Origin of the sequence: Agaribacter marinus (assembly GCF_030160655.1) — a bacterium.
In the GTDB taxonomy this organism is placed as follows: domain Bacteria; phylum Pseudomonadota; class Gammaproteobacteria; order Enterobacterales; family Alteromonadaceae; genus Glaciecola; species Glaciecola marina.
The window spans coordinates 513,248-525,787 of the sequence record NZ_BSOT01000005.1; the positions used below are offsets into that span (position 1 = coordinate 513,248).

The window sequence follows — 12,540 nt, forward strand, 5'->3', positions numbered from 1 at the left end:
GTTCAATACGGATAAGGTATAGGCACCAATGGATACGCAACACACCGCTGATAACAAAACACTAGAGACAGCGACAACTCGTTCTCAAGATTCTAACTCGACTTCTAAGTCTGTAAAAGTACTCGAAGCAAAATATATTTTACCCTTCATTTTGGTCGGAATGTTATTTCCTTTATGGGGCTTTGCAAATGATGTGACCAACCCATTAGTAAAGGCATTTAAAGATATTTTTCTTATTTCAAATGCGCAAAGCAGTTTAGTGCAGTTTGCGTTTTATTTAGGCTACGGAATTATGGCGATCCCTGCCGCTATATTTATTCGACGCTTTTCGTATAAGTCGGGTATTGTTTTAGGGTTAGCCTTATATGCGACTGGTGCAACGCTATTTATTCCTGCGTCAATTTATATGGAATTTACTTATTTTCTGGCGGCGTTATGGATATTGACCTGTGGCTTAGCGCTCTTAGAAACCACTGCTAACCCTTACGTTTTGTCCATGGGGCATCCAGATACCGCGACTCAACGCTTAAACTTAGCGCAGGCCTTTAACCCTATCGGATCCTTAGCTGGTATGTTTGTGGCGTCTAGTTATATATTGAGCGAGCTACAGGTTGAAGAGTTTAGAGAGCAAGAAAGGGCTGCTAATCCAGAATATGCTGAGATGTTGCCCTCTGCGGTCGATGGCAAACTCACAGAGGCATTATCTAATTATGCAGTCACTAATCCAGTTGAACATCAAGCCATGCAAGCGGCAGATTTAATAACGGTTAGAGGTCCTTACATCGCTATTGCTGTTATTGTGAGTGTATTATTGCTAGTGTTTTTATTTAGTAAATTGCCTAAAACTATATCCAATGACAACCCGCTGACGGTGAATGAACTCAAGCAAACATTTTTGCGTTTGATTGGTAATGGACGTTACCGAGAAGGGGTTATTGCACAAGCATTTTATGTTGGCGCACAAATTATGTGTTGGACCTTTGTGATTCACTATGGAATGACATCGGTAGGGCTTACTGCTTCAGAAGCACAGCAATACAATATGGTCGCCATGGGGATATTCTTATGTAGTCGCTTTATTTGTACATTTTTACTTGGTTTTATACGCCCAGGAAACTTGCTGATGGTATTAGCCTTAGGTGGCGGAGTGTTAACCTTAGGGACTATATTCATTGGTGGGATGCTTGGATTGTATTGCCTAATTGCGACGTCTGCTTGTATGTCTTTAATGTTCCCAACTATTTATGGTATTGCACTAAAAGATACAGGTGACGACGCTAGTTTAGCGTCTGCTGGTTTGGTTATGGCAATTGTTGGCGGTGCGTTAATGCCGCCATTACAAGGCACAATGATTGACGGTGATTCGATTATCGGTAGTATACCGTCAGTGCAGACGTCCTTTGTTTTACCGTTAATATGTTTCGCTGTTATTTGTTTTTATGGTTATCGTGCTAAACATAAATACATGGTGTAGCGCGTCCAGTTAAACATTATTTCTCATATTAAAGCGATGTCCTTGTAGGGCATCGTTTTTTTTGTGTAAAGCGTCTTCTGATACGAGGATATTCATGACAAAAACTGTTATTTTTGGTAATTCAGGTTCGGGTAAGTCTACGCTCGCGTCAACCATTGCTAAACAAAAGCTAATTGCTCACTTGGATTTGGACACCATTGCATGGGAGCCAAGTTCACCGCCCGTGCGCCGTTCAATTCGCGACGCCCGAAATCAAATTGGTCGATTCCTAAAGAGCAATGCGTCGTGGGTTGTAGAAGGGTGTTATTCTGATTTGCTTGAAATAGTATTGCCTGAAGCGTCAAACATCATTTATCTCAACCTTTCCACTGACGCTTGCATTGAGAACGCTAAATCACGGCCGTGGGAACCTCATAAATATAAATCTAAGGAAGTACAAGACGCTAATTTGAATATGCTTATTGACTGGATAAAGGAATATCCACACCGAACTGATACTTTCAGTCGCTCAGAACACGAAAGATTGTTTAAGTTATTTGATGGCCCCAAAGTAATGTACTCTTCGAATGAACATATTGCGTAAAGAGTAATATAAAGAAGGCGCATCAAATGATGCGCCTTTGCCAATCTAAGGGAGAACGTTCTTAGAACTTATAGGCAAACTTTGCATTCCAATGACGTGGTAACTCTGGCAACACAATTTGAGTACCGAATAGGTCAGGGAAGTTAGAACGGAAGTAATCTTCGTTCGTTGCATTTTTGAGTGTGAAGTTAAGACTCCAATCATCTGTTTCATAAGACATGCCTGCATTCACCAATGTGTAAGCGGGCAGTGTTAACGCACCAGAAAAGCCAGAAGCTACTTCGTCCACATCAACAATACTCAGACTTGTTGCAAACCCATTTTGGAAATCATAAGTAGCGGTAAGAGAGTATATGTTCTCAGGTATACCCGCTTTGACTGCACTAGTATTGTTGTATGCAGCGTTTCCATTAGGTGTACCACCGAAGAAGATTGATGGATCTGCAATCAATGGGAAGTCTTCTGCACCCAAGAAGCTAAATTGGAAACCTCCGCCATCAACAACCGTAAGGTTAACGACTTCAACTTGGGTATAACCAGCGGTAACGACTAGTTGCTCATTAACAACCCAACGTAACTCAACTTCAGTACCTTCATTATTTGTGGTGTTGTTGGTGACCGTTGATTGGGCATTGATGTCTGTTCTTTCCTGTTCGTAAACAGAAATAGCAAAGTAAAGACTATCATCTAAGAAAGAGCCTTTAACACCGTATTCAAATAGTTCCGAAGTATCAAAAAAGCCACCTGGAATATTTTCGACATCAATATTGGCACCTTGACCCGCAATAATGGTTGATTGCTCAGCAATGGTAATGTACGGAATTAAGCCAAAAGGTGTTTTGTAAGACACACTGGCATTCCAAGACGTACCATTTTCAGAATCTTCGGCATACACGTCATCTGAACCACCAAACAGCGTTAATCCACCTGGTGTCGTGCTCTCTACATCAACAGAGTCATATCGAACGCCTAGAACAAAGTTAAGGCCCCACTCCCAAGTAAGATCTGTCATTGCAGCAATACCAAGGTTTAAATACTTACCATCATCGTAGTTAGAAAATTGATTGTCGATACGTGTGGCAAGTAAACGTCTATCAAGCGCAGTTGATGGGCCGGTTAAGTCTCGGCGATCGAAGTATTCGTTAATAAAGTCATCACCACTTCTAAAATCGGTATAACGAAGTGATGGTGAAATTTGTACTTGGCCATATAAATCGCCGGATTCAAAGTCGAAAGACGCAATAAACTTCTCTTCAAATACAAAAGCGTCATGGAATTGAGAAAAACCATAGGCATTTTCATTCAGGTTTTGGTATTCCTCATAGAACATCTGGTTTTTAAATTCCCAACCCGAGTCGGTATAATAAATGGCGTCAAAATAAAGCGTTGTCACTTCATTTTCTAGCACGTCGTCGGCCGCGATAAGTGTTTGATCTCGACCTAATTGCGTTGTGCCTACGCCAACTAACGCAAGCGATTCACCAAAGCTGCTACCATCTTCGGTCAACGGGTTATCTACGCCGACAAATAAACCACCAGCAAAATACTCAAAGTGTGATATTGAGCCATCGCCGTCGGCGTCCAATGGGCGCGCGTTACCCGTAATATACGTACCGTTATCAATTAAGTCTTGTGTCGCACGGTTCCAACCCGCGTTTTGGTTGCCATCGTATTTGTGGTACATACCACCAAATTCAATACTAAGGTTGTCGGTGAGATCCATATCAAATGCGGCCTGAATGACCGTTTGGTCTGTCTCACTGTTGCGATAGAAACTGTCAGAGTTTTCAATTTCTCCGTATAAGTAATAACCAAAATCTTTGCTACCTATTTTGGAAGGGCCACCCACTTCAGCGGTAATTACGTTTTTATCCCACGTACCCGTCGTATATGACAAAGCGCCTGTGGGCTCTTCTAAATATTCACCTCGACCTACTTTGGCCGATTTTGGGTTGAAGTTTAGGTAACCACCTATTTTGGCTGGGCCGTATATTGGCGACGCAGGGCCACGAACAATATCTACTCGGCTTGATGCGCCAATGGGAGTAGGGTAGTTGCCTGGGTTATCTAAGCGTCGAACACCTCTAAAGTATGTTTCTCCGGGTGTACCGCGGACATCCAATGAACCTGCTACACCAAAAAATGACTGGGTAAATGTGCCTGGCGTAAAAGCTACCAACTCATCAATATCTGACACGTTAAAACGCGTTAATTGTGCTTCAGAAATGGTAGAAGCAGAGCGTGGCGTTTCCAAAATAGACTTACCAAAACCGAATACAGATTCTACATCTTGTCCTGGCAGACTGCCTAAAGAGCCTGTGACTTCGATCCGCTCGACTAATTCAGTATCTTCAGCTTCTTGTGCATTGATTGACGTTGAAATTAAACTGATACTGGCAAGTGCAATCGCCAATCGACTGCGTTTAAATTTATGTGTATTCACGTTATTCCTCTTGAATGTGTCTAGTCTGGTGACTTATTGCGAGTGACAAGCTTGGTTTCTTAAATTTGGCATGTCAAACGCGAATGAACTAATCCATTGTGTTGGTTTCCTAATTACTGTGTTTGTATAGCAGATAGAATGCCAAATAGTTGTACAAATGGTCAGGATTTTGGATTTTATAAGTTATTGAAATTTAAAATATAAAAATGACAATACGATTATGTAACAAAAATATCACACGGAATTTTGTATGTGCGAGTAATGTTGCACTTTTTTAGGGAGGTTGATTTGTGTTTTTGGTGCAGGCCTCGTGAGCAAGCGAATGAACGCTTCCTCTTGAGGCTCAATGTGTTTTTCTACCAGAAAATGAAATGCGAGGAGTACAGCAAAGATCAACAAGCCCTAGTATTAGCTAAGGTCAATGCCATCGGGTACTGTCACAAAAATTGAATGCCTAACTTCATTGTTTAAGGCTTTGCTACAATGTCCATCACCTTCAGTATCTTCGAGTAGTAATATATCACCTCCGCTGAAGATCTTCTTTTCACCTGATGAAACTGTGAATTCGGCGCTGCCTTTTAAAATAAACATCAATTGCCTGGCGGGCGCGGGGTGCCATTTGAAATCATAATCTGCAGGTGTTTCTCTAAAAATGACTTTTCCAGCGTTGAATTTTTCTGACAATAGGCCGATCGGGCCGCCATCAGACAATGCCACCTTTACTTCACCGAAGTGACTTTTTCCTTCTTTGTCGTTGTAGATTCTTGGTATACAAATAGTTGTCATTTTATGCTACCTCAGGCGTATTAGTGTAAGAATTTGCGGAAAGTTGCTGCATGAAGTCATCAAAAACGCCCAGCGTCGTAGCAACGTCATTTACGTCAATCGCTTCTTTGGGGTTATGACTGATGCCTTTTTCACAGCGAGTAAATAGCATGGCGACAGGACAAAGTTCAGCCATTGCCATCGCATCGTGACCTGCGCCGGAAAATAAGGTCATGGGTGAAATACCTTGGCTAACAATGGCATTTTCGAGTGTTTTTTGTAGGCGCGGATCACATGTTACCGCTGGCGCACTATGTGTTTCTTCATATGTAACCGTTATGCCTCTGCGCTTCCCAATCTCCTGGCATTTACATAATATTTGATTGACGACAATGTCGCGAAGTGCATCGTCGTCGCTACGGATGTCTAAGCTAAATGTAGTATTTCCAGAAATCACATTGACGCCATTTGGACTGTTATCTAATTTACCAACAGTGGCAACTAGGCCAGCATCTGTTGCCTGATTTTCGATATCTAAAATCATTTCACTTGCGGCAACTAAGGTGTCTTGCCTCAATTGCATAGGTACAGTGCCGGCGTGACCTGCACAACCTGCCAAAGAAAACTTAAATCGCCTCGCGCCAGCGATTGCATTTACAATGCCAACAGGTAGATCGTTTGCCTCTAATACCGGGCCTTGTTCAATGTGTATTTCAAAGTAACCAAGAATATTGTGTGGTGACAACTCGGCGTTTTTTACATTGTCAAATGACAGGCCAAATGTCTGCAATGCTTGGGCGAGTTTAACGTTATGTACATCACGCAGCTCTGCCCATTCTGCTTGCCACTTTCCTGTTAACGCGCGGCTTCCAAGTAGAGTGGATCCAAAACGCGTGCCTTCTTCGTCACCAAAACCAATAACATCAATATGGAATGGAAACTTGATATTCTGCTGGTGACAATATTGTAAGAAAACTAGCGGTAAAACGACGCCCAACATGCCATCATACTTTCCGCCATTAGGCACAGTGTCTAAATGACTGCCAATTAAGAAACGGGGCGCATCTATATCGTCACATGGGTAGCGCGCCCAAAAATTGCCCGCAGTATCCTGCCAAGATTGCATACCTGCATTTCGTGCCCATTGTGCGGAAAGGTCGTTCGCTAGACGATGTTCTTGGCTCAAATAACGCCGGTCAATATAATCAATAGATTGGCTTATTTTGCCTAAGTCATCGCAATAATCCATCACACGCTGAGCTAATTCAGCATAGTGCGTCATTATTTCTCCTCATCTGTGTTTTTTGCTGTTGAATGTTCAGATGCATACACGGCATAAGCGTTGTCAACCGCTTCACCTAGTGGCATCGCGTGTCCATTTCTACGTAATACTGTTTCTAATGATTGTAAAGTTTGATACACAGCATCTGGCCTTGCGTTGTAGCCCATTGTGCCAATTCGCCATATTTTGCCTTGTAGAGGGCCAAAACTTGTACCAATTTCAATATTAAAATCGTGCAGCATTTGATGACGTATAGTTTCGCCGTCTACACAATCAGGTATATATACGCCCACAACATTGTGCATTTTGTGCGCCAAATCACCAAATGGCATTAGGTTTAGCGCTTTTACGCCAGCCAACATAGCGTCGCCAGCGACTTTGTGACGAACGATAGTATTTTCAATGCCTTCTTCAATTAAATTTATTGCGCACTCTCTTGCACAATAGAGCATCGACGCTGCCTCAGTATGGTGATTAAGTCGCTCGCTACCCCAATAATCCATGATCATGGGTAAATCAAAGTAATTTGAGCGGATACGAGAGGATTTTCCATTTTCATGATGACTGCTACGAATGCCAGCTTCGACATGACGACGCTTGCCCACTAACTCTACATAGCGTTCATTTAATGTGATTGGCGCACTACCTGACGGCCCGCCCAGACATTTTTGTAAACCAACAGACACGGCGTCTAGCTGCCATTTGTCAGTTTCGAAAGGGTTGCCGCCAATAGAGGCGGTCGCGTCGCTATAAAACAGTACATCATGGCGCCGACAAATTTCACCCAAATGTTCAAGCGGTTGTAACATGGTGGTTGATGTATCACCTTGCACAATGGCAAGCATTTTTGGCTGAACACGTTTAATCGCGTCTTCAATTTGTTCTGGGGTAAATACTTGTCCCCATTCTACTTCGATAGTGTGGACATCTGCGTCGCAACGCTCGGCGATTTCAGCTAACAAGTGACCAAAGCGTCCAAAAATAGGTACTAGCACTTTGTCGCCAGGTTCGATTGCAGACACCAGTACTGCCTCTATCCCAGCTCTTGAGGTGCCGTCGACCAAAAAGGTTTGTTTGTTTTGCGTCATAAAAACCTGACGATATAAGGCCATCACTTCGTTCATGTATCCGGTCATCACCGGATCATACTGACCAACTAACTGAGTCGACATTGCTGTAAGTACACGCGGGTAACAATTTATGGGGCCGGGTCCCATGAGCAAACGAGGGGGGGGAGATAATGTTTTCATCATTTAGTCCTATAAAAAGAGTTGGCCGAGCATACGTACACCAGTGATCATTAATACCACCGCAAATATTTTCTTTAACTTTTGCGCATCGAGTTTGTTGGCAAGAGAAGCCCCTAACGGCGCAAATAATACAGTCAGTGGCACGATACAAATGAAGCCGATAAGGTTTACTAGGCCAAAGGTGCCAAAAGGTGCGTCGATAGGCGTTGTGCCGACAACTAGCATGGTAAACGCGGCAGGAAGTGAAATAAGTAAACCAACGGCAGCGGCCGTCCCAACCGCTTTGTGCGCGGGGTAATTGCAAAAAGTGAGAATGGGTACAGTTAAGGTACCGCCACCAATACCAACAAGCGAGCTAAATAGCCCGACGTTTGTCGCCATGACGGATTGCCCTGCTGTACCAGGCAACTGTTGTACCAACGGTTTTTTGCTGCCAAATAGCATATTAAGTGCAGACAATGTGGCGATTACGCCAAATAACATGGTTAACCAGTTTCCATCTATGCGTGTCACTAGCCAGCTACCTACAAGCACGCCAGCAAGGATAAATGGTCCCCAGACTTTAAGTAAGCTAAAGTCTACGTTGCCTTTTGCACTATGCGCCTTAATGGAACTAACTGAAGTAGGAACAATTGTCGCTAAAGATGTTGCGGTAGCGATTACCATGGCCGACTCAGGAGATACACCGAAGGCCTGAAACAAAAAATATAATACTGGTACAATTACAATCCCCCCGCCTACACCGAGCAGACCAGCTAATAGACCAGCAAATACGCCGGTGCACATGAGCGCCAGTATGGTTGGGATATTTTCAATAATAAAATCCATTAAAATGCCTTATGTATTCTGCAATGTTGTTTGATTAAGTCCATCAGAGACAATGGCTTTACCATCACTTCGAGGGTCGCTAGCAGCGATAAGTTTGTTGTCGTTGATAGTGGTATCATCTAATCCGCTATCGTTTAAAATAATGGCGCCAGCATGCCCCATTAATTCATTACATTCTTCAACAGTGACGATGTCATGTCCTCTAACACTCAATTCTTTACCTACATACTCAGCTAAGTCACGTTCTACTTTTAAGTTATGTGACGCATCGCCCCAGGTTCTACCAAGTAACCAGCGACCAAGCGCGATAGCCTTGTCTAGTGGTTGGTTATGGTATACGTGTCGCGCAAATAGGGCAGCCTGAGTTTGTGGTTGGCCTTCACCACCCATTGTGCCATATACCATGCGTCTGCCGTCTTTAAGCGCTGCAAACGCTGGGTTTAACGTATGGAAGGGTTTGAGTCCGGGCCTAAGTGCCTGTTTGTTATTTCGGTCCAACGAAAATGAAGTCCCGCGGTTGTTCCAAACAATACCTGTCGACGGACTTACAACGCCGCTACCAAACTCCCAGTAAAGGCTCTGTATATAGCTCACCATTCGCCCGTTCCTATCGCATGCGCCCATCCATATGGTATCGCCATGTTTTGCCTGGTATGGCCAAGGCAGGGCTTTGGATGTATTGATGTTGCTGGCCAATTGTGTGATGTATTCGTCAGTCAATAAAGATTGTAAATCAATTTCCATTCTTGATTGATCCGTGACATATTTATCACGCAAGATAAATGCTTGTTTAGTGCACTCGATTAATAGATGCACCATGTCTGCATCGGACGAGACCTTAGCAACTAGTTTGTCGTAAATCGCAAGGGTTAATAATGACGCAATGCCTTGGGTCGGGGCGGGTAAATTGTATAATTGACCTTTGCTAATCGTTATCGACAAAGGGGTCATGAGGTCCGCTTTATAGTCACGAAAATCTTCAATGGTGATTGGTGAGCCAGCGGCTTGTAAGTCTGCTGCTAGTTTTTCAGCAATTTCGCCGCTATAAAAATCATTTAAACCGTTTTTAGAAAGCGTTTCTAGCGTATTTGACAATGCGCTTAGTTTTAGTATTTTGCCTTTTTTGAGTGCTTTACCTTTAATTAAAAATGGCGAAAAATGTGGGTCAACTGCCAAATCATCAAAGGTCTTAACGCTGGCATCCGACAAGCTCTGTGTGACTTCTATTCCCCATTTTGCCTGGCTAATCGCAGTGTCTAATAGTTTTGATAAAGCAATGGGTGTTTGCCACTCTTTGCTTATGGACAAGGCTTTCTCCCAACCGGCAACCGCACCTGCCATGGTGACAGCAGCGTTTGCACCTCTGGACGGAATTGCATTTTTAATATTCTGGTTAGCGTAGTACTCGATGGTCGCATTTTTAGCGGCTACGCCACATGCGTCAATAGCAATGGGTTGTTTGCCGGGCTCACTAATTAACCAAAATCCGTCGCCGCCTAAGCCATTCATGTGCGGATATTCAACTGCAATAGAGGCTGCTGCAGCAACCATTGCCTCGATTGCTGTACCGCCTTGTACCAATATTTGATTGCCTACACTTGCAGCAGCAAAGTGCGGTGCGGTAAAGGCTACTTTAGATGTCTTCATTATTTAATTCCATCCAGTAATTGCGCCATTTTCATTAGTGTTATATCGCTATGTTTAGGCCCAATAATTGATACGCCACATGGTGCTTCGTTATATATAAATTTGGGGAGATGAATTTGTGGTAAACCTGCCAATCCAGCAAATGCAGTTAAATTGAGTAATGTATTCCGATATGCAGCAAGGCTATCGGCAGACGCATTCAACAACGGCGCTATACCTGGTGTCGTCGGTAATAAAATAAAATCTATGTTTTCAAATGTTTTCGCAAGGTATACGCAAAATGCGTTTTGGCTTATTTTTGCGGCCTTCACTTGCTCGGCAGTGATTGTACTACACCAATCAAAGCGTGACTTGATATCTGGGGCAATATTGGGTTGCTGTTCAGTTAGCCAATTTCCATGTTGTTGCCAAATCTCTGCGCCTTGCAACACTTTAAATGTGTCTGATAACGGATACAAATTTAGATCGATATCGATTGACGAGCATGCAATATTTTTATCTGAGAGTTTGCTTAACCATGTGTTTATCTGATCGCGGTGCTGTGCTGAATCAACGAATGCATCTACGACACCAAATTTAACATTAGTGATATCGGCTTTTATTCGAGCATCGCCAACCTTAGATTTTGTTTGATACTCATCGCTTATTTGAATAATGGCAGTCATTACGTCTTCCAAGACTGCCAATTCCTTACTCATTATGCCGACGGTGTCAAATGATGGCGCTAACGCAACCATGTTATCTGTGGCGATAACGCCATGTGAAGGGCGCATGCCATATAAGCCGTTGTAACTTGACGGTACACGAATAGACCCACCGGTATCTGTGCCTAAGCCAATGTCAGCTTGATTACTGGCAACAGCGACGGCTGAGCCACTCGATGAGCCGCCTGGTAGCCTGTCGGGGTTGCTCGGGTTGCTTGGTGTACCATAATGGATATTTTGACCATTTAAACTGTATGCCAACTCATCTGTCACTGTTTTACCTACATATCGTGCACCTAAACTTAGTAGTTTGAGCACACTACTATGTGTCTGCTGCGGAATGTCATGACTTTTTAACCAATCAGGGTTACCCGCACTAGTTGCTTCTCCGGCCACGTGAAATAAATCTTTGACGGCTAAACGTAAACCATAGAGTGTTTGGTTTTTATCTACGCTGGATGTTTCAAGCGCAGGTGCATGTGTGACAAAAGGAGATGCCATGTTATTTGAGTATCCTACAGTGTTTAGAGTCTGTTAATTGTACTGAATTTGGTACTGCTACTTTTAGTCAAGTAGGCGCAAAGTAAACGTAGAAAACGAAACCTTTAGCATTATATGCATATGAAACAATTGTTTCACTTCAATGTCAAGTGAAACTTGACTGTTTGGTCAATAAAATAATAGCGATGATCATTGCATGAATTCAAAACATGCGTGATGTGTGGACTATGACAACTCGTCAAATTCGTTGTAGAGATCGGATATCGCCGCTGCGCGTTGTTGCCCTTCGCCTGCACAGTATTTAAATACGCGATTGCATATCAACGAAATGACGGCCATCGGCGCAGCGTAACTATCGAATGGCTGAGATTGGCCCAATTGACACACAAACAAGTGAGAGACTTGTTGATTAAATACTTGACCACTTGGATCCGCTAACAACAAGGTAGTTTTGCCATTTAATTGCTCAACCAGCTTAGGAAAAATTCTAGGGCGTCGTCTAAAGCCGAGCAAGATAATAAAGTCATCGTTGGTGAAGCCAACGACATCTTCGGAAATAGTCTGTCCAGGTTGAGGTAACAAAAATACGTTTTCACGCAATTGTTTGAGTTGTTGGCGAAAGTTAATAGCCATCGGATACGAATTCCGATAACCAAATATTATCACACGTTTAGCACTGGATATCTTTCTGGCTACATCGTCAATTTCGTTATCTGATAAGCCTTGAAAGCTGGATTCCAAATTCGCTATTTCTTGAGAGAAACTGTCATTTTTGTTACCCGCTTGAGCGACGGGAAAGCCTTTGTCACGTTTTTGAAGCATGGTGCTTTTTGCATCTTGATGCGATTCGTAACCAAGTTGTCTAAAGAATCTGCTGACCGTTGCTTTTGAGGTTTTGGACGCTGCTGCAATATCGGCAACGGACATAGTAATGACCGCTAAGGGGTTTTGTTGAATAAAGTTAGCGATATTTCGGGCATTGGGTGAAAGGCTTGCATATTGCTTTTCAATTAATTTATTGATGCTCGTTGATTTAGGCAAAGGCTTTCTCTGTCGCAATAAT

10 protein-coding genes are annotated in these 12,540 nt (G+C 43.1%); 2 read left to right on the forward strand and 8 right to left on the reverse strand.

Translation table 11 applies throughout. The annotated features are described in order from the left end of the window. Window positions 1-28: 28 nt before the first annotated feature. Window positions 29-1,474: an L-fucose:H+ symporter permease gene (fucP, locus tag QQK00_RS03830; RefSeq protein WP_284216154.1), complete on the forward strand. Its 1,446-nt coding sequence runs from the start codon at window positions 29-31 to the stop codon at window positions 1,472-1,474. 94 nt (window positions 1,475-1,568) lie between these two features. Continuing rightward, window positions 1,569-2,057, forward strand: coding sequence for a P-loop NTPase family protein (locus QQK00_RS03835; RefSeq protein WP_284216155.1), 489 nt, complete (start codon window positions 1,569-1,571; stop codon window positions 2,055-2,057). Between the two features lie 61 nt (window positions 2,058-2,118). Here QQK00_RS03835 and QQK00_RS03840 read toward each other — a convergent pair whose 3' ends face one another. From QQK00_RS03840 to QQK00_RS03875, 8 genes are all read right to left on the reverse strand, one after another. Next, entirely contained in the window at window positions 2,119-4,500 is a 2,382-nt protein-coding gene (locus QQK00_RS03840) for a TonB-dependent siderophore receptor (RefSeq protein ID WP_284216156.1), read from the reverse strand. Between the two features lie 408 nt (window positions 4,501-4,908). Beyond that, entirely contained in the window at window positions 4,909-5,277 is a 369-nt protein-coding gene (locus QQK00_RS03845) for a cupin domain-containing protein (RefSeq protein WP_348521150.1), read from the reverse strand. A 10-nt stretch (window positions 5,278-5,287) separates the two neighbouring features. Further along, window positions 5,288-6,547 (reverse strand): allantoate amidohydrolase, encoded by a 1,260-nt coding sequence (locus QQK00_RS03850; protein ID WP_284216158.1) that lies wholly within the window; start codon window positions 6,545-6,547, stop codon window positions 5,288-5,290. After that, window positions 6,547-7,797: a pyridoxal-phosphate-dependent aminotransferase family protein gene (locus tag QQK00_RS03855; protein ID WP_284216159.1), complete on the reverse strand. Its 1,251-nt coding sequence runs from the start codon at window positions 7,795-7,797 to the stop codon at window positions 6,547-6,549. The genes QQK00_RS03850 and QQK00_RS03855 overlap by 1 nt, the downstream gene beginning before the upstream one ends. A 9-nt stretch (window positions 7,798-7,806) precedes the next feature. Continuing rightward, window positions 7,807-8,625, reverse strand: coding sequence for a sulfite exporter TauE/SafE family protein (locus QQK00_RS03860; protein ID WP_284216160.1), 819 nt, complete (start codon window positions 8,623-8,625; stop codon window positions 7,807-7,809). Window positions 8,626-8,634: 9 nt separating this feature from the next. After that, window positions 8,635-10,275 carry a gamma-glutamyltransferase family protein gene (locus QQK00_RS03865; protein ID WP_431307730.1) on the reverse strand — a complete coding sequence of 547 codons (1,641 nt, stop codon included), beginning with the start codon at window positions 10,273-10,275 and terminating at the stop codon, window positions 8,635-8,637. After that, a complete protein-coding gene (locus tag QQK00_RS03870) occupies window positions 10,272-11,477 on the reverse strand; it encodes an amidase (protein WP_284216162.1) in 1,206 nt (401 codons plus the stop codon). The genes QQK00_RS03865 and QQK00_RS03870 overlap by 4 nt, the downstream gene beginning before the upstream one ends. A gap of 225 nt (window positions 11,478-11,702) precedes the next feature. Then, window positions 11,703-12,518 carry a MurR/RpiR family transcriptional regulator gene (locus tag QQK00_RS03875; protein ID WP_284216163.1) on the reverse strand — a complete coding sequence of 272 codons (816 nt, stop codon included), beginning with the start codon at window positions 12,516-12,518 and terminating at the stop codon, window positions 11,703-11,705. Window positions 12,519-12,540: the final 22 nt, after the last annotated feature.

Coding starts and splice junctions, on each gene's coding strand:
- QQK00_RS03850 (WP_284216158.1), bottom strand. CDS start 6,547: ATGACGCACTATGCTGAATTAGCTCAGCGTGTGATGGATTATTGCGAT.
- QQK00_RS03855 (WP_284216159.1), bottom strand. CDS start 7,797: ATGAAAACATTATCTCCCCCCCCTCGTTTGCTCATGGGACCCGGCCCC.
- QQK00_RS03835 (WP_284216155.1), top strand. CDS start 1,569: ATGACAAAAACTGTTATTTTTGGTAATTCAGGTTCGGGTAAGTCTACG.
- fucP (WP_284216154.1), top strand. CDS start 29: ATGGATACGCAACACACCGCTGATAACAAAACACTAGAGACAGCGACA.
- QQK00_RS03860 (WP_284216160.1), bottom strand. CDS start 8,625: ATGGATTTTATTATTGAAAATATCCCAACCATACTGGCGCTCATGTGC.
- QQK00_RS03870 (WP_284216162.1), bottom strand. CDS start 11,477: ATGGCATCTCCTTTTGTCACACATGCACCTGCGCTTGAAACATCCAGC.